Source organism: Acetobacteraceae bacterium (genome assembly GCA_004843165.1).
Classification (GTDB): Bacteria; Pseudomonadota; Alphaproteobacteria; order Acetobacterales; family Acetobacteraceae.
The window spans coordinates 1,860,786-1,879,118 of record CP039459.1 but is presented as its reverse complement, the minus strand read 5'-3'; the positions used below and the strand labels follow the sequence as shown (position 1 = coordinate 1,879,118).

The 18,333-nt window shown below is 40.5% G+C and carries 16 protein-coding genes and 2 tRNA genes; 7 read left to right on the top strand and 11 right to left on the bottom strand.

Annotation, left to right across the window (positions count from 1 at the left end; genetic code table 11):
* Nucleotides 1-6 precede the first annotated feature (6 nt).
* Nucleotides 7-1,008: an NAD-dependent epimerase/dehydratase family protein gene (locus FAI41_09020; protein ID QCE33700.1), complete on the bottom strand. Its 1,002-nt coding sequence runs from the start codon at nucleotides 1,006-1,008 to the stop codon at nucleotides 7-9.
* A 178-nt stretch (nucleotides 1,009-1,186) separates the two neighbouring features.
* On the opposite strand from FAI41_09020, the gene FAI41_09015 reads away from it, so the two are divergent.
* The gene (locus FAI41_09015; GenBank protein ID QCE33699.1) at nucleotides 1,187-2,194 is read left to right on the top strand and encodes an HpnL family protein; all 1,008 of its coding nucleotides are present in this window, start codon (nucleotides 1,187-1,189) and stop codon (nucleotides 2,192-2,194) included.
* A 39-nt stretch (nucleotides 2,195-2,233) separates the two neighbouring features.
* Here FAI41_09015 and pyk read toward each other — a convergent pair whose 3' ends face one another.
* The 3 genes from pyk to guaA all read right to left on the bottom strand — a co-directional run bounded on the left by pyk (nucleotide 2,234) and on the right by guaA (nucleotide 6,192).
* Complete coding sequence (gene pyk / locus FAI41_09010; GenBank protein QCE33698.1) at nucleotides 2,234-3,634, bottom strand: pyruvate kinase; 1,401 nt, start codon at nucleotides 3,632-3,634, stop codon at nucleotides 2,234-2,236.
* 77 nt (nucleotides 3,635-3,711) lie between these two features.
* Entirely contained in the window at nucleotides 3,712-4,566 is an 855-nt protein-coding gene (locus tag FAI41_09005; protein QCE33697.1) for a hypothetical protein, read from the bottom strand.
* 24 nt (nucleotides 4,567-4,590) lie between these two features.
* Nucleotides 4,591-6,192: a glutamine-hydrolyzing GMP synthase gene (guaA, locus tag FAI41_09000; protein QCE33696.1), complete on the bottom strand. Its 1,602-nt coding sequence runs from the start codon at nucleotides 6,190-6,192 to the stop codon at nucleotides 4,591-4,593.
* Nucleotides 6,193-6,348: 156 nt separating this feature from the next.
* Here guaA and FAI41_08995 point away from each other — a divergent pair, with 156 nt between their 5' ends.
* The 4 genes from FAI41_08995 to lysA all read left to right on the top strand — a co-directional run bounded on the left by FAI41_08995 (nucleotide 6,349) and on the right by lysA (nucleotide 8,369).
* Entirely contained in the window at nucleotides 6,349-6,720 is a 372-nt protein-coding gene (locus tag FAI41_08995) for a hypothetical protein (GenBank protein ID QCE33695.1), read from the top strand.
* A 77-nt stretch (nucleotides 6,721-6,797) separates the two neighbouring features.
* A tRNA-Arg gene (locus FAI41_08990) sits at nucleotides 6,798-6,874 on the top strand.
* A 25-nt stretch (nucleotides 6,875-6,899) separates the two neighbouring features.
* A tRNA-Arg gene (locus FAI41_08985) sits at nucleotides 6,900-6,976 on the top strand.
* Between the two features lie 73 nt (nucleotides 6,977-7,049).
* Complete coding sequence (gene lysA, locus FAI41_08980) at nucleotides 7,050-8,369, top strand: diaminopimelate decarboxylase (protein ID QCE33694.1); 1,320 nt, start codon at nucleotides 7,050-7,052, stop codon at nucleotides 8,367-8,369.
* A gap of 7 nt (nucleotides 8,370-8,376) precedes the next feature.
* Here lysA and FAI41_08975 read toward each other — a convergent pair whose 3' ends face one another.
* The 4 genes from FAI41_08975 to FAI41_08960 form a co-directional block, all read right to left on the bottom strand.
* Nucleotides 8,377-9,114 (bottom strand): acid phosphatase, encoded by a 738-nt coding sequence (locus tag FAI41_08975; GenBank protein QCE33693.1) that lies wholly within the window; start codon nucleotides 9,112-9,114, stop codon nucleotides 8,377-8,379.
* Nucleotides 9,115-9,126: 12 nt separating this feature from the next.
* Nucleotides 9,127-9,549: a nucleoside-diphosphate kinase gene (locus FAI41_08970; protein ID QCE33692.1), complete on the bottom strand. Its 423-nt coding sequence runs from the start codon at nucleotides 9,547-9,549 to the stop codon at nucleotides 9,127-9,129.
* Nucleotides 9,550-9,660: 111 nt separating this feature from the next.
* A complete protein-coding gene (locus FAI41_08965) occupies nucleotides 9,661-10,791 on the bottom strand; it encodes a DegT/DnrJ/EryC1/StrS aminotransferase family protein (protein ID QCE33848.1) in 1,131 nt (376 codons plus the stop codon).
* 61 nt (nucleotides 10,792-10,852) lie between these two features.
* Nucleotides 10,853-11,983 (bottom strand): NAD-dependent epimerase/dehydratase family protein, encoded by a 1,131-nt coding sequence (locus FAI41_08960; protein ID QCE33691.1) that lies wholly within the window; start codon nucleotides 11,981-11,983, stop codon nucleotides 10,853-10,855.
* Between the two features lie 93 nt (nucleotides 11,984-12,076).
* On the opposite strand from FAI41_08960, the gene FAI41_08955 reads away from it, so the two are divergent.
* A complete protein-coding gene (locus tag FAI41_08955; GenBank protein QCE33690.1) occupies nucleotides 12,077-13,060 on the top strand; it encodes a hypothetical protein in 984 nt (327 codons plus the stop codon).
* A gap of 157 nt (nucleotides 13,061-13,217) precedes the next feature.
* A complete protein-coding gene (locus FAI41_08950) occupies nucleotides 13,218-13,547 on the top strand; it encodes a ferredoxin family protein (GenBank protein QCE33689.1) in 330 nt (109 codons plus the stop codon).
* Between the two features lie 59 nt (nucleotides 13,548-13,606).
* Here the strand turns inward: FAI41_08950 and FAI41_08945 are convergent, their stop codons facing one another.
* From FAI41_08945 to FAI41_08935, 3 genes are all read right to left on the bottom strand, one after another.
* Entirely contained in the window at nucleotides 13,607-14,365 is a 759-nt protein-coding gene (locus FAI41_08945) for a Bax inhibitor-1/YccA family protein (protein ID QCE33688.1), read from the bottom strand.
* A gap of 139 nt (nucleotides 14,366-14,504) precedes the next feature.
* Nucleotides 14,505-16,559, bottom strand: coding sequence for a lysylphosphatidylglycerol synthetase family protein (locus tag FAI41_08940; GenBank protein QCE33687.1), 2,055 nt, complete (start codon nucleotides 16,557-16,559; stop codon nucleotides 14,505-14,507).
* Nucleotides 16,525-18,150 carry a lysine--tRNA ligase gene (locus tag FAI41_08935; protein QCE33686.1) on the bottom strand — a complete coding sequence of 542 codons (1,626 nt, stop codon included), beginning with the start codon at nucleotides 18,148-18,150 and terminating at the stop codon, nucleotides 16,525-16,527. Before FAI41_08935 ends, FAI41_08940 begins: the two co-directional genes overlap by 35 nt.
* Nucleotides 18,151-18,333 lie beyond the last annotated feature (183 nt).

The following is an 18,333-nucleotide window of genomic DNA, read 5'->3' as shown; positions in this document are numbered from 1 at the left end:
TGCCTTTTACAATTGTTTAAATTTTTGAAACCACTGAACCGCTGAAGTAACAGCCTGTTCTGCTGAAACGGGATTATACCCTAACTCTTTCCGTGCCTTGCTTGAAGAAAAATACATAATTTTTTTAGCCATTGTTAAGGTATCACGGTGTAGCCTTGGTGTTTTTCCTGAAATACGTGCAAATAATTCAGAAAAAATAGCAAATGGATAAAGCCAATCCGGATTTAAACGCCAAACAGGTGCTTTAACGCCTGCTTTACGTGCGACAAGAGAAAAAAGATCGCCTAATTTAATATCCTCGCCGCCCAGAATATACCGCTCACCGATACGTCCTTTTTCAAAAGCCAAAACATGCCCAAGACCAACGTCATCAACATCCACAACATTTAAACCCGTTTCGACATAAGCAGGCATTTTCCCCCGAACGCAGTCAAAAATCACCTGCCCTGTTGGTGTTGGCTTAATATCTCCTCTCCCTATAGGTGTTGATGGATTAACGATAACAACCGGCGCTTTTTCCTCTCTAACCATGCGCAACACTTCTTGTTCCGCATGATATTTAGAACGCTTGTAAGCGCCAACAATTTTTGCTTCTGTAACAATATCCGTTTCTATTGTTGGACGACCATTTAAGGCTGTGGGCATTGTCGCAACAGAAGAGCAATAAACAATTTTAGTTACCTTCTCCTTTAGGGCCTCTTTAATAATATTGCGCGTTCCCTCAATATTAATTCTGTTCATTTGAGAAGGGTTTGGAACCCAAAGGCGATAATCAGCTGCAACATGGAATAATGCGCCAACACCAAGCATGGCTTTTCTCAAAGAAGCCGGATCATTGAGGTCACCTTCTACAATTTCCGCATCTAAATTTTTAAGATTTTGTCGATTGGCATTTTTCCTGACCAAAAGCCGCAACGGGTAGCCACGTTCTTGCAATGCACGCGCAACAGCAGCCCCAACAAATCCAGTTGCTCCTGTAACCAAGGATAAGGGTTTTTGCGCATTCATTTTTTTGTGATCCCTTTCCTAGTAAACCAAAACATATAAGAAGAAAGTCTCTTTCATAAAACATGCCAGCTCTATTTTTAAAATAAAAAATAAATTTAATGTTTATATCTAAAGGATGAAACGCTATTTCTTTATTATATTCAGATCTGAATAATCATTTTCATTTGATTGAGAACCCATTTTTTTGAAAAAATATCTTCCCTTACTGTTTTTTGTTGCCGGCTCGATCTGTTTTCTTTATTTGGCTATCAACCACGATATTAATGCCATATTTCACTCTCTATTACGAGTAGGCTTTGTCGGCTTTTCCTCTCTTCTGTTACTAAGCTTACTGAATTATCCAATTTTAGCCTTAGCGTGGAAACGTACAACACCTGAACTTGGATTTTTTCAACTCTTATGCTCTCGAATCATACGAGATTCCGCTGCGGCATGCCTTCCTTTTTCACAAGTTGGCGGTATTCTTATTGGTACCTATGCAACCATTACTTTTTTTTCCAAAAAACAATCACGCTTCTTGAGCAAGAATGAAAAACGTAATATTGCAACTGCGTCAAACCTCATTGACATCACAATAGAAGCAATGGCGCAGGTCATCTTTATCCTCACAGCGCTTTTTCTTTTATGCGTTACCCATCGCAGTGAAGACACTTATTTTAAAACTGTCGGTGCCAGCGCCCTTATCCTTGCCATATCCCTTTTGCTTTTTGCTTGGCTTCAAAGCCATTTCGGTCATTTAAGCCGATTTCTTATTCCTAAAATTCGGAATCAAAAATGGAAGCGGTTTTTTAAACAAAAATTATTACGTCTTGGCATTCAATTTTCCAAAATATGGGACAAACCCTTTCAAATTATACAAGGTCTTTTTTTCCACTACCTTGCATGGATCTTCAGCGCTAGCCTTACTTGGGTAGCTTTATTTTTACTCTCTTCTCATATTTCATGGTTGAATTGCTTAATTTTAGAAGGAATTTCTTGCGCAATCATCTCAACTTTCTTCTTTGTACCAACCTCTATTGGGGTTCAAGAAGGTGCCTATATCAGTTTAGGACTTCTCTTTGGAATCCCTGCGGAAATTAGTTTTAGTCTTTCTCTCCTCCGGCGCGGCCGTGAAATTTTTGTTGGTGTCCCGGCGCTGCTCTGGTGGGAGGGGCATGAGATTATAAAAAACTCGCGGGGAAAATAATTTCCGCCGCGAGCTCTTTAAAATCAATTATGAAATGAATTAAGCGTTAATTAATTTCAAACCTGAAATCTGACCCTTCTCTTCTTCAAGAGAAAGCGCAGCGCCCTGATGATCCTGATTTTTAAGCTTCTCACTCAACCATTTCTCAACAGAGAAATTGCGAATGATAGACTGAGCAAGTGTTTTTTCTTGCGCCCAAACACCCCAGTAAAGGCATAGACGACGCGCTTCAGCAGCATCTGTAAAAGAAACGATCTTTGCAAATACCCTTTTATTGGAAAGTAATCTTGCATATTTCACATCATCAGATTCAGTGATAATCGCAGATAATGGGTAGACCTCAGAAATTTTTGCAGCACCTTCCAAAAGCGCACCTTCAGCAGTGAGCTCAGGTTCTGGACGCATATTTTTCATGCGAGAACGCCACTCCATATCTGTTTCAACCTGACGGATAATCCGATCCATTGTTGCAACAGCTTCAAATGGGAAGCTTCCAGAAGCACTTTCTGCTGAGAGCATTGTTGCATCTGCTCCATCATAAACAGCCTGCGCAACGTCAGAAACCTCTGCACGGGTTGGTGATGGCGCTGTAATCATGCTCTCCAACATCTGTGTTGCAACGATAACAGGGCGTCCTTGTCTGTGCGCTTCTTTCAAAATACGCTTCTGACTTGCAGGGACACTTTCTGGTGGACATTCAACCCCAAGATCACCACGAGCAATCATAATACCTTCAGACAAGGCAACGATCTCGCTGATTTCTTCAAGCGCCTGAGGTTTTTCAATTTTACTGATAATTGCTGCACGCCCTTGGATAATGTCACGGGCTTTCTGCACATCTTCAGCCGTCTGGACAAAAGAGAGCGCAATAAAGTCAACACCAAGAGAAAGGGCAAAATCAAGATCTGCACGATCTTTCTTTGTTAAAATAGGAATAGGAAGCGTAACGTCAGGAACGTTCACACCTTTACAGCCTGAAAGTTTACCACCAACAAGAACTTCTGTTTCAATGGAAGCATCGGTTTTACCCGTTACTTTCAAAACAAGTTTCCCATCATCAAGCAACAAACGGCTACCAATTTCAGCCGCTGAAATAATTTCTGGATGTGGCAGGCAAACTCTTTGCTGTGTACCAGGTGTTCCATCCAAATCAAGCGTAAAAGCCTGTCCGTTTTCCAGAACGACAAAGGAATCTGCAAAATTTCCAACACGCAATTTAGGCCCTTGCATATCGGCAAGAATACCAAGAGGACGACCCAGTGTCTTTTCTGCGGCACGAATATCATTATAGCGATCTTGATGATCCTGATGCGTACCATGAGAGAAATTTAGACGGAAAACATTTACGCCCGTACGTGCGAGACGTTCAATTTTATCAGCACCAGAAGTAGCAGGCCCAACAGTCGCTACAATTTTAGTATTTCGAAAGCGAATATCCATTCACATTAATCCTTCAAAAAAGAAAACATTGCTAAAATGTTTTGTATGATTCTGTTTTTCTAAAATTTCTTTCGCATTTACTTCAATGCCAAGTCCTCATCCAAGGCGCCCCAGAGATGGGATCTTTCAATCCACCCTTTATACCCAGCGACATTGACCTGACACCAATTTTTCCATTCCCCACCGCATTTTACCACCCGACCAACTGCACCAGGCAGAAGAAGAGCAACGGGTCGATCTCTGGAGTCTGGTGCGGAGTATATAGGAAAGGTTTGAAAAGCACACCTTTTATCAAAAGAAGCGCAGTAACTCACAACATGTGCATCATATTGCTTGGATAAATCCACCTTATTTATTTTAGAATCCGTTGCCGAAAAATGAAGCTCTTCTTTCATTTTTGAGGATGGTACAACAACAAAATTGCGCGATGAGCGAAGCGTTGCTTGATGCATCCAGCCTTTTTCTCCAAAATTATCTTCTACTTGGCACCAGTTCTGAAATTCGCGTGAAACTTTTACAGGCAGTCCTCGGCGGTAATAAACCCAGTCAATAGGATAATTAACACCAGGACCTCGCCGCATATAAACCTTACTTCCCCTTAAAGCGGCAAAATAAGGCTTAAAAGATGCGTCACCATTGGGAGGGGGTGGTAAGGAAACAAGCTTAGGAGGGGCCTGTTTATCCGATATATCGGATACCTTTTCCGGCCTTACGTTCGGCTGTGAAGCCTTTTTCTGCTTCGCTGGCACGGGGGAATGATGTGGCACAACGTGATGCGTTTCCGGAGAAACGGGATGTCCATACACCGCCCCCTCCAACAAAGAATCTGTTGCAGCACATGCAGAGGAAGCTAAAGCCCCCCCCACAATCCCCACACACAAGAGAGGGAAAGCATAAACCAACCTGCATTTAGAAAAAAAGTTTTTTTCCATCACCCTCACCTTCACAAATTCCCCTTATTCCCACTCAATTGTTCCAGGTGGTTTAGACGTAATATCATAAGTCACACGGTTAATTCCCCGCACTTCATTAATAATTCTACCAGCAACACGTTCCAAGAAGGAAATGTCAAATGGATAAATCCGTGCCGTCATTCCATCAGAGCTTGTAACCGCTCTCAGGGCGCAAGCTTGATCATAAGTTCTTGCATCCCCCATAACCCCCACCGTTTTAACGGGAAGAAGAACCGAAAATGCCTGCCAAATTTTGTCATACAAACCAGCTTTTCTAATTTCATCCAAAAAGATGACATCCACTTTTCTAAGAAGTTCAAGCTTCTCAGCCGTAATATCACCAGGGATTCGAATCGCAAGACCAGGCCCCGGAAAAGGATGGCGTCCGACATAAGAGGCAGACAAACCTAACTCTTTTCCTAAAATTCTAACCTCGTCTTTAAAAAGATCACGCAAAGGCTCGACAAGACGCAAATTCATGCGCTCAGGAAGTCCCCCGACATTATGATGCGATTTAATTGTGACTTCACTTCCACCAGCAAGGCTTACGCTCTCAATAACATCCGGATAGAGCGTTCCCTGCGCTAAGAAATCAACGCCTCCAATTTTCTTGGCCTCCTCCTCAAAGATATCAATGAATAACTTCCCAATAATTTTACGCTTTTTTTCAGGGTCTGTGACATCTTTTAGTGCTGAAAGAAAACGGTCTGTCGCCTGACAATGTACCAAGGGAATATGAAAATCATCTCTGAAAAGTTGAATGACATTATCTGCCTCACCATGACGCAACAATCCCGTATCCACAAAAATGCAAGTGAGACGGTCCCCTATTGCCTCGTAAATCAATTTTGCAGCAACAGCACTATCAACGCCTCCGGACAGTCCACAGACAACCTTGGCCGTCTCACCAACCTGCTGACGAATACGTGCGATCTCGGCCTCACGGAAAACCTCCATGCTCCAATCGCCCTTACATTTTGCAATATTTAAAGCAAAATTTCGTAGAAGTTCTGCCCCATCTGGCGTATGGACAACCTCTGGATGAAATTGCACAGCGTAAAGAGGACGCTCTTCGTGCGCAATAATTGCAAAAGGAGCCCCTTTAGAAGCTGCTAAAGCCCTAAAATCAGAAGGAATGGAAGCCACGCGATCCCCATGGCTCATCCAAACTTCGTGTTTTGTGCTCTTTTTCCAAGAATTTGGGAAAAAAGGAGATTCCTCTTTAATCGTAATTTCTGCGCTTCCAAATTCACGATGGTGATGGGTCTCTACTTTTCCACCCAGCATATGACACATAATTTGTTGACCATAACAAATACCCAAAAAAGGAACTTTGAGGTCAAAAACTTCCCTTTGAAGCATTGGCGCTTTTTCTTCGAGAACGCTTGCTGGGCTCCCTGATAAAATAATGCCTTTAGGATCAAATTGTTTAATCTTGTCGATGGAAGCATTAAAGGGCCATATCTCACAATATACCCCACACTCTCTAACCCTTCTTGCAATCAGCTGTGTAAACTGACTACCAAAGTCCAAAATTAAAATAGAATCACTAAATCCGGATTCTCCGATAGTCGAAGTAGATGCTGCGCTTTGCTTCACGAGAATATGATACCTTTAAGCTTTCGTTAAAAAAGAATTTAATAAATTGTTTTACAGTAAAATATAAAATCAAGGAGATAATTCCTATCTTTTTTTCTGATAAACGCTAAAAATTAAACGAATTTACACCTTGCCCCTGTTTGAGCATGAGACATTGTACGCATGAACAAAAAAATATTTCTCACTTCTATTTCTCTTGTTCTTGCATCCTGCAGTCCTGATCTAGCGACGCCAGATCCCTACGGCACTTGGTTCGGGACCCTTCAGACAGATGAGGGATTCTGCCCGACGAATGCGCCATCCACACTGCGCATTTATGGAAAGGAAATGGTCTTTGCTGCCGCAAACGGCCCGCTTATTTTGCACGGAAAGCATCTTCAGAAAGAAACACATTTCATTCTAAGCCTTACCAAAGAAGGCATGGATGGCGTCCCCTTCCACATGCTTTTTAACGGATGGCCAGATGGTGCCACCATTAAAGGTGTTTATGCGACACCACGTTGTCGTGCGCATATCACACTTCGAAGATGGTAAAAAATTTAAAAAATGAAGAAAAATTCATTTTAGGAGTTGCGGGAACATTCAAAACCCCATATAAACGCTTCCTGTAAGCACCCGTAGCTCAACTGGATAGAGCACCTGACTACGAATCAGGAGGCTAGAGGTTCAAGTCCTTTCGGGTGCACCAACTTTTTAAGTTGTCGAAAATATAAGCACCCGTAGCTCAACTGGATAGAGCACCTGACTACGAATCAGGAGGCTAGAGGTTCAAGTCCTTTCGGGTGCACCATTCCCTTTATAAATAAAACATAATGATCTTTCGAAAGATTTTACTTTCCTAATACTTACCCTATAAGTTGAGTATGTCTTATTCTGATCTTACAAAGAGCGTCTTAGCGGCGATTCTAGCTCCTCGTGGCCTTTCTTATAAAAATGGCAAACTTGCCTTAGATTCTTGTCACCTATCTAAGATAGCAACACAGATAGGCACGCCTTCCTGGATTCTGTCTGGAGATATTTTACGTCTTCGAGCACAAAATTTCTGCGATATGATTGCCAAAGCCTCCCCGCATGCTTTTTGCCATTTTGCGGTAAAATCTTTAGATCATTTAGCTGCTCTGAAAATTCTAAAAGATACAGGCATCGGTCTCGATATTGTCAGTAGTGGTGAACTCTCCAGAGCGCTCTATATTGGCTTCGATCCTAAAAAGATTGTTTTTTCAGGTGTTGGTAAAACAGATTCAGAGCTGGCTTTTGCTCTAAAGCATCATATCGCTCAAATTAATGTAGAAACAATTGGTGAGCTTGAGCGTTTAAATAAGATTGCACTCTCAAAAAACTGTCTTGCTCCTGTTGCAATCCGTATCAATCCTGAACTTGGATATGGTGGATGCGATAAAATCACAACAGGCAATAAATCAGATAAATTTGGCATTCCTTGGACTGAAATTTCTCGTCTATGGCCTTTAATTTCTAAAAAAATGTCTGGAATAAAATTACAGGGAATTGCCGTTCATGGCGGCAGCCAAATTCTTGATGAAAATAAATTTCGTCATTTTTATCAACATATCGCCCGGCTTATAACCAAATGGCAATCAGAGGGTTTGAAGATTGAAAGTTTAGACTGCGGAGGAGGTTTTGGTATTCCGTATAGCTTCCAAGAGCAGGAAATTTCTCTTACAAAACTTCAGGAAATTATTTCAGAAACGCTTGTTTCTCTTAATATAATTCTCAGATTTGAGCCTGGACGCTATATTAGTGGCCCCTCTGGTCTTCTTTTAAGTCGTGTTATTGAGATCAAAAAAACAGATTCACACAAGTTTCTTATTCTTGATGGCGGTATGAATGATCTTTTGCGTCCTGCCTTATACAACGCAGCGCATGAAATTATTCCTATTTCCTATCCTGACGGAAATACACCTTTAGAATCTTACGATATTGTCGGGCCTATTTGTGAAAGTAGTGATTTTTTTAGGCGCAACTATACGATGCCTCGCCTTCAATGCGGCGATATCGTTGCTATTCTTGATACAGGAGCTTATGGCTCCGTAATGAGCTCATCTTATAACAGCCGCCCTTTATCCCCCATTGTCTTAACCTCTGAAGGAAAATGGGATCTCATTAGGGAGCGACAAACGATTGAAGAAATCATATCAACCGAAACGCTCCCTAAATGGCTATAACACTACATCAACCGACTTTATAAAAAGGATTGGGCAATAGAAAAGTTTTTCCACCATGTCCACCGGCTAAGTCTGTTTTTTGGTCTCCCATATTCAGAATAATCTGATAGCCCTGCCCCTCGATTTGTTTTCTAATAGGCGTTTTATAGTCACTTGCCGAACGTTTATCTCCAATATCGCGCATATAAAGACCCGTCCAATTATTGATCTTTTCTTTATGTAAATTCCGGATCATATGATGGCGATATTTGACAGACCTTCCCGTAATAAAAAAGACTGCGACATGGTTTTTTTGCGCCTCTTCAATAAGGGAGCGCGTTGAGGGAAAAGCTGTTGCGGCCTCTTTCCTAACCCATCCCGTTTCAGGACATGGCCCCTTTGGCAAATGGCAAGTAGCGCCTCGTTTAAAGTAAGCAAACTGATTAGCCTTAAGGGCGGGCCATTGTGATAAGGTTGTCTCATCAATATCCAAAACAATGGCTTGATGCTTAGAAGGATTTGCTTCTTTTTGCAGATATTTGATCGCCTGGTTAGCCACACGATCAAAATCTCGCTGATATTGTCCGTTATCATGATAACGGACAAGGGCTGCGCTAAGGTCAGAAATATTTTGAAGTGGCACATCCTGCGCCACTGTATTCGCAAAAGCAGATCCTATAGAGCAAAACGAGACCACAGCAAGAGAAAGATAAAACGCTCTAGAAAAGCCGTTTTTCTTTATTCTTTTCAAAATATTTTCTGACATCTTACCTACCCTTTATTGGTGAATATCAACATGTGAGAAGAAAAAACCTGTTTCTTTAGCAGCATTTTCAAGAGAATCAGATCCATGAACAGAGTTGGATTCAATATCTTCTGCATAGGCTGCACGAATTGTACCTGCTTCAGCCTCTTTTGGGTTTGTTGCCCCCATCAATTTACGATAATCTTCGACAGCATTTTCACCTTCGAGAACCTGGACAACGACAGGGCCGGAAGTCATAGAAGCAATCAAGTCTTGGTAGAATGGGCGTTCTTTATGAACTTCATAAAAAGCACCAGCTTGCTCTTTGCTCAAACGAATACGACGTTGACCAATGATGCGGAAACCTTTTTCCTCAATCATTGCATTGATCTTACCTGTAAGATTGCGACGTGTTGCGTCAGGTTTAATAATAGATAATGTACGTTCAATAGCCACGCTAAATAAATCCCTTGTTAAAATAGAAATATTAAAATTCAGACCTCATTGTCTCTTGGATCATAAATATACGAAAAAGCCCAATAAATACAAAAGAATTGTCTTTTCTCTTTAAGATAGAGCCTGTTTTTCAGCAAATTGGGTCAAGACTTCGACAACTTTCTCAAGCTCTTCCAAAGAAAGATAGGCATGTATCGGAAGGGATAAAACCCTATCACAGAGCCATTCAGAAACTGGCAAAGCCAATCCATTATGAAATTTTTCGTAAGCTTTCTGACGATGCAGGGGTTTTGTATAATAAACGGCATTTTCAATACCGGCTTCACTTAAAAAATGACGGCACTCTTCTCTATTTATTTTTTCAGGAAGTAAAATTGTATAAACAGACCAAACACCTTTCCCATTTTCTAAACAAGAAGGACGTATAAAAATATCCGGTAAAAATTCATTATAAAATGAGACATTTTTTCGACGTTTTACACATTCCTCTTCAAAAGAATGAGTTTTTGCCAATAAAATAGCGGCTTGTAATGTATCTAAACGCGCATTCAAACCGACATCAACAATATCATAAGCATCTTTTCCACACCCATGAGAGCGAATGGATCGATATTTTTCGGCCAGATGAAAATCATCTGTTAAAATTGCCCCGCCATCTCCATAGGCCCCTAAAGGTTTTGCCGGGAAAAAAGACAATGTTGTTGCACGTGCTAATTTTCCAGAGGCCTGCCCCTTATATTGGGCACCAAAAGATTGCGCTGAATCATCATATAATTTCAAATCATATTTACAGGAAATTTTAGAAAGTTCAGACCACGGCGCAGGTTGCCCAAAGAGATCAACGGCAAGAATAGCCTTTGGGATAAAACGATTTTCCTTTTTGACAACTTTTATTTTTTCTTCCAAATCCTCAACAGACATTTGATAATTTTGAGAATCAACATCTACAAAAATCGGCTGAGCCCCTAGGAGCAAAACAATTTCAGCCGTTGCAACATAAGTGAAAGAAGGCAGAAAAACAGCATCTCCCTGCCCAATCCCATCTGCCATCAATGCCATAATAAGCGCATCGGTTCCTGAAGAGACCCCCACAGCAAATGAAAAGCCTGTATATTCTTTCAGCCAAGCTTCAAAATCCTCTATCTGCTTTCCGCCAACGAAATGAGAATGCGTTAGAACCTCCTCTATCATCGCCTCAACTCTGCCATCTAAATATTTTCGCTGTCGATACAAATCAAGCATTCTAACAGGAAGCAAGGGACTCTTTATTTCTTTTTTCACACGATAACTCCCTGAAAATTTCTTATAAAAAAGGGAAATCAGGCAAAATCTGCGGCACCTGTTTTAAAAGACGATCTGGATCAGATTTTCGACTGGCCTCTTCAATGTGTAATATTTTTTTATCTATTTCTTCTGGTAATTTAAACGCTCTTGAAAATGAAATATGAAAAAGATTTGTGCCCAAAATAGGAGTCATTTTCTCTCCTGGGTTAAGGAGATCTTCATTTATTTTCTCCCCCTTTTCTAAACCTGTAATATTAATTTGAATATTTTGCCCAATTTCTTTTTTTACTTTTGAGATTAAAAAATTTGCGACATCAATAATATGAACAGGCTTTCCCATATCTAAAATAAAAAAAGGCTCTTTTTGAGGATATTTTGTACTCACCAATGCTGCTTGCAAAAGCGAAAAAACAGCCTCTTCGCAAGTGATAAAATAACGCTTTGCTTCCTTATGGGTTAAGGTAATCGGTCCACCTTGTGCAATTTGATGCTCAAATAACGGAATAACAGATCCAGCAGAACCCAAAACATTTCCAAAACGCAGAATTGCAAAAAAAGTTTTAGAAGGCTTTTCATTTAAATGCTGCAACCACAATTCAGCAATCTTTTTAGAAGCTCCCATACAGCTTTTAGGTTTTACCGCCTTGTCCGTTGAGAGAAAAATAAAATTCTCAACCTCATAAAGAACCGCAAGCTTGGAAAGAATTTTTGTCCCAATAATATTTGTTAAAAACCCCTCACAAGGATTTTCCTCAACAATTTTCACATGCTTTAAGGCGGCGGCATGAAAAATAATTTTTGGATTTGTTTGTGAAAAAATCTTTTCCATTCTTGTCAGGGAAGTCACATCTGCCAAATAAGGTGTAATTTTAAGAGATGGAAACTTTTCTGATAATTCTATCCTGATTTTCCAAAGAAAATATTCATTATTATCAACGAGAATAATTTCACTTGGATTGAGAAAACCTAATTGTCGGCAAATCTCACTGCCGATAGAGCCTCCCGCACCAGTTACTAAAATGCTTTTCTGAGAAAAAAAATCTCCCAAAATTTCTTTATTTCTTAAAAAGTGAAAACTTCGTGCAGAAAGCTCCTCTATTAAGTCCTCTGACCTTGAGCTAAAAACAAAATTATTGGAAAATAAAGACAAGAGAGTATAAAAATCCTATTTTAAATTTCATAAAGATGACAGCGTTCACAAGTAAATACGGAAAAATATATATTCTTGATATATTAAAATTGGATAAACCCCCTGTCTACTCTATTTCTTTTTTCCCTTCCTTGCCTCATAACAATTTTTGTCTGCAATAGTTTGCTCTTCCTTATCCCAAAATTACAAATATGGGATATTCCACAAGCACGCAGCGCACACAGCTACCCAATTTCCAAAGGCGGCGGAATAGGCATTTTGGCGGGTTTCTTCACAGGATACTTTTTCTGGTATGTCTGTCATCCTGCTGTAGAGCTCTTATTTTCTCAAATTTATGCATTATCTGCCCTCTTATTCCTGGCAATTTTTTCTCTCATTGACGACATACGTTCTCAAAATGTTTGGCTAAAACTTGGTGTGCAGATTATCTCTTCTTATGTCGCAATGTTAAGCCTTTCCTTAAGTCTTCCCTTAACACTTTTTTTTAGCCTCATTTGCGTCATCCTTCTTAATGTTATTAATTTTATGGACGGATTAAATGGTCTGGCTTCTTTAAGCATGATTATTTCGAGTGCTTTTCTATTAAAAGCACATGCGCAAATTGCGATTTGTCTTCCGCTGATTGTTGCCCTGCTTTGCTTTCTGCCGTGGAACTTTCCCAAAGCACGCCTTTTTATGGGAGATGTTGGTAGTCAAAGCTGTGCGCTTATTCTGTGTCTAGCGGCAGGATCACTTATTATAAGCCATCAAAATCAGCCCATTGATATTCGGATTATCCTTCTTTTTCCTGCCCTTTTAAGCGGTATGATTTTTGATGTTTTTTTGACCTTATGCCGTCGATTTTTCAAAAAGGAATCTCTTACAAAAGCTCACAACACACATCTTTATCAACTTGCGGCAAGAAGCAAATTACTTCCTCCCGCTTACATTTCCTTACTCGAATGCGGTTTTGTTTTTTTGGGAGGGATCATTGATCTCTATGCTCCTTTATCGCTTATCGTTACGCTTTTACTTATTCCTCAAATCATTTGGAGCTTCATTGTCCTTCACTTTTGGAAAATCTCTCAAGCCCGTTAAGTGAAAAAAACTTGCCTTGATAAAACCAAGAAACTATCACTCTAACTAGAAGGGCTTTAAGACTCTACAAAGCAATCGCCCGATAAAAAGCCTTAAACATAGATAATGTTTATCTACTTGTTTATCCGAATAACCTGACAGCAGGAGAGTTAAAACAATGACCTATGTGGTCACAGAAAATTGTATCCGTTGTAAATTCATGGATTGCGTAGAAGTTTGTCCCGTTGATTGTTTCTATGCAGGAGAAAATTTCCTCGTTATCAGTCCAGAAGAATGTATTGATTGTGGTGTATGCGAACCAGAATGTCCCGCTGAGGCTATTCTTCCAGACACCGATGATGAAGCGCAAAAATGGCTTGATGTGAATACAAAATATTCTAAATCTTGGCCCAATATTACCAGGAAAGGAACGGCTCCTTCCGATGCAGAAGAGTGGAATGGTAAACCGGATAAAGAACAGTTTTTATCCCCCAACCCCCATAAATAAATCATAAAAAAGCTCCCTTTAAAAAGGGAGCTTTTTTATAACTCTTTTTCATTTAATTTTTAATCATTTCTGCTTGGTGTTCCAAGAAAACGAATTAAAAACTGAAACAGATTAATAAAATCTAAATAAAGTGAAAGCGCATCATAAATCCCCTGCTTTGCAACAGCTTCTTGCGGCATCCAAGTCAAATATTGCTGATAAGAAACTTTAATACGCTGCGTATCATAAGCCGTCAGACCAGAAAAAATCAAAACACCAGCAAACGAAATGGCAACATCAAAATTATGGGATGGCAAAAAGATATTTACAACACTTGCCAAAATCAAACCAATTAAGGCCATAAAAAGAAAAGTACCAAATCCGCTCAAAGAACGCTTTGTTACATATCCCAAAAAAGAAATGCTCAAAAACATTAGAGCCGTGATCAAAAAGGTACGCACGACAGATGAGGCCGTATACATAATTAGCAGGTTTGAACAGCTAATTCCCATACAAATGCTAAATAACACAAATAAACCGGCAGCCGCTGGGCGAGATAGACGGTTAATTCCTGCGGACAGAACGAAAACAAATACCAACGGCGCAAGAGCTGCAAGCCAGCCCATCCCTGTAAGCTGCAAACCATGCTGTGAAAAATGGAAGAAAACTTGGCGTAAGGATGTATTGACAACACTCCAAGCAGAAATTGCTGTAATAAACAACCCTAACCCCATCCAGTTATAAACACTGCGCATGTAGGCTCTTAGGCCCAAATCTAATGCATCGGCATTTTCTTGTGCCCTTGCATTGTTATATTGAAAATCCTGATTAAAGTTCATTCCCCTGCTTCCCATTTTTAGCGAACAAAATTGACATCACCATATAAGCACTGATTTAAGAAGAAATTTGGTGACATCAAGCGTCCAGAAATATTTCCAAAGAGAAATATTAAAAAAATACGTCCATCTTCGAACCAAATTACTCTTTTGCTGAAATCTCCACTCTCTTAATTTCTCCCTTAGAGTATCCTTCTTCATTAAGAAAATGCAACAGAGATGAAATTTGCGATGGTGAAATGTAAAAAACCCGACCATCTTCCCATAAAATAGGTTCTAAACCTAAATTTTTAAGAATGCGTTTTCCCATTTCCCAATTTGAATCTTGCTTCATCAACCATCCCAGAGCACTCCCCTCCTGTATCGCAAGGTCTCTCATTCGCCAAACCACCGAAGAAAAATACTTTTGATCTCCGTAGGGGCCACCCAATACCAAAAGAATACGATGATCCCATTTTGAATCTAAATGAAGGCAAGGGCTCCATGCTCTCCCTGATGATTCAACAAGAAATCCATCTGGGACAAAAGAACCAATTTGATAGTCTGCTTTTTTTTCCTCATCCGGCCATGTTGAGAGATGTATCCGTGTCCTTCTAAAAGCGAAGAGAATAGCAAACACACAAATAAGCGCTGCCAGCGCTAAGGCAATGGAGGTAATATCTTTAGAAAGCCACAAAATTTCCCCAGAGCGACGTTCTAATGCCGTCCATGCCGTTCCGGAAAGAATACCAATAACAACGAGAAAAGAGGCGACACCCCCAGGAAGATTGGGGAAGGCAACCATATGCGCCTCCCGGTAGTAATAGCGCCTAAAGGGTAAAATAATCACAAGAACGATAATTTCAGAAAGAGAAATAATCCAGTCAACTTGCAAAAAGAAAAGAACTGGGAGCAATCCCAATAAGAGAATAATAGAGGCCCGCCAGGCTGCAAAAACCTTTTGACCAAGACTAAAGGCAAGACCCGTGATAAAGGCGCCAATAAAGAAAAGAACAATATCTAATAATGAAATGCTTTCTTTTCCTGGAAGTCCCAGTAAGGCATAGGCAGAAAAACCAAGGCCAAAGATCATCTGAACAAAGGCGCCTACCTGCGTTGTAAAATCACCATCTGCAAAATGAATACCATCTTGAGCCAAAAAATCTTCTTGATCTTTTTTAAAGAATTTTAAAAAAACTTCATGGCCCGCAAATAAAATTCCGGCAAGCAACAAAGGTATCAAATAATAAAATGACCGAAAAATAACCAGGCCACCTAAAATTTGCGGCGCAGAAAACCAAGGCAAGAGTAAAGTTAATAAGAAAGCGTCAAAAACCCCGACCCCGCCCGGCACACTTGATAGCAATCCGGCGAGATAAGCCATCAAATAAAGACCAACAAATCCTAAAAAAGTTAAAGGCGGTAATGTCGAAGAATGTAAATTCCCTAGAACACACCATAGAATAAGCGCTGTAACCCCTAAATCAAGAGTACTTACTAATAATTGGCTCAAAGCAAATAAGGGATTGGGCATCTCAAGTTCCCAATTTCTTATTTTTAATTTTCTATTCCGAAAAGAAAGTACAAAATAAATAAAAACAACCAAGAGACAAAGAACGCCTAAGGGAATTGCAATTGAAACGGTTATCCATGGAATTGGTAGGGAATTTGGTTGTGCCAATAAGGCAATACCAACTAAAAATAACATCCCCAGACTGCATGCCCAGGTGCAAAAAACAACCATACGGGCAATATCGGCAACCGACATTCCCCATACCCGATATAACCGATAACGAACCGCCGCCCCTGAAATTGCCGTACATCCTAAATTATGGGCAAAAACATAAGAGCAAAAAGCAGCCAGAGCAGATTTTAACCAAGGCTGTGGATCTCTTGCATACCAAGCCCCGAAATAATCATAAAAAGAAAGTAAAAAATACGCTAAAAACGTTGCCGCCGCTGCCTTAAACAAGGCAGACGGTGGTAACATCCATAAAGCCTGCTTTATTTCATGGATAGAGAAATGGGAGGCCTCTCGAAAAAGAGCAATCCCCCCAATAACCACCAATGTTAAAGCAATACCAAAAGGCAGAGCACGCAATAGCAATGCTCTTAATGCCTTTTTTTGTTTTAAAAGACTCAGACGCCCCTCTGCTCGAAAAGAAGCATCTTGAGACGAAATATCATGCTTTTTGAACCGTTTCACAACTCTTCCCATCAGGATTCAAAACCTGATTTATTAACGCAACGACTTCTGGAAGACCGTAGAGAGCAACAAAGACACCAAATCTAGGCCCTTCCGAACGGCCAAGTAAAACCTCATATAAGCATGAGAACCAAGTTCTTAAGCCTTCCTGACCAAAATATTTCTTTCCAACGGAATAGGTCAAATTCTGAACGACCTCTGCTGTTGATTTTTCTGCTTCCTCTAGATTAAGCGCAACCAAGGAATCTCGCAATTCTTCAATTGCAAGACGCTCTTTTTCCTCAGGTTCACGACACTTTCTAGCCCCTGAATCCTCCTGTTCACGAACATGCTCGAGAACATAAGAAAGAAGTTTTGCTAAAAATGGCTGTGTTTCTGCGCTTAAATTTGGATCATAACGACGCAAAAATTTCCATAATGTTTCTTCATCTTTAGCACCTAAAGCTGTTGCAAGATTTAACAGAAGTGAAAAAGAAACAGGTGCGCCCTCCCATTCTGGTAAATTACCTTTATGAAGGAACCAAGCAATATGCTCTTCTGGTGCTTTATCAGAAGTTTGAAGACGCTCCATACCACTCAGATAATCATCAATTGAACGGCCAATAATCCCTTTATGGAGACGTTTTGCACGTTGTGGCTGATGGAACATAAATTGTGCGAGAGATTCCTCTGGCCCAAGCGATAACCATTCCTCTAAAGAAAGTCCATTTCCTTTTGACTTACTAATTTTCTGCCCTTCTGCATCCAAGAACAGCTCGTAAATCAAATTCACAGGAGGAACACCGCCTAAAATACGACAAATTTTAGAAGATAATTTGACACTATCCGTCAAATCTTTTCCGGCCATTTCATAATCAACACCGAGCGCATACCAACGCATCGCCCAGTCGCCTTTCCACTGCATTTTTGCACCACCGCCAAAAACACAGGTTTCAAATTCCTCCCCTTCATAATCGGACCAGCGAATCATACCTGTTTCGGAATCAATAACCTCTACAGGCACCTGCATCACTTCCCCCGTACGTGGGTGAAGCGGTAAAATAGGTGCATAGGTCGCTTTTCGGGCATCACGAAGCGTTGGTAAAACAACTTTCATAATCTTTGGAAATTCTTCTAAAACACGCTTCAAAGCCTTATCGAAATAACCGCTCGTATAATATTGTGTGGCAGAGGCGAATTCATAATCAAAGCCGAACTGATCCAAGAAAGTGCAAAGACGTGCATTGTTATGCGCCGCAAAACTTTCATGCGTTCCGAACGGATCAGGTACTTTGCTCAAAGGCTGGCCAATATATTTTGCAAGCATTTCTTGCTGAGGCACATTGGTAGGCACTTTTCTTAGCGCATCCATATCATCGGAAAAGGCCAGCAAGCGTGTTTTTCGCCCGGTTAGTCTTTCAAATGCCAGACGAACCCAAATGGTTCTCAAAACCTCTCCAAAAGTCCCAATATGCGGTACACCTGAGGGCCCATAGCCTGTTTCAAAAAGGATTGGTTCATCTTCAGGACGATTCTCTACTCTTTTTGCAAGTTTTGCAGCCTCAAGAAATGGCCATTGTGAAGAAATTTTATTTAAAGAAGATGATGTTGCTTTATTTGTCATGTAAGATCAGGAAGGTAACAACGTTTGTCTTTATGCTTTAAGTTTAACCCTAAGGACGTCGCCCTATCTCTCTCTCCCTTTTTCTACCGCCTGCCCTGATTATTCAAGGAACGAAGGCTTTAATTTTAACCTCAGATGGGGAACTCCTAACACGCGAAGGCTCTTCACTTTTGAAGTTCCTCA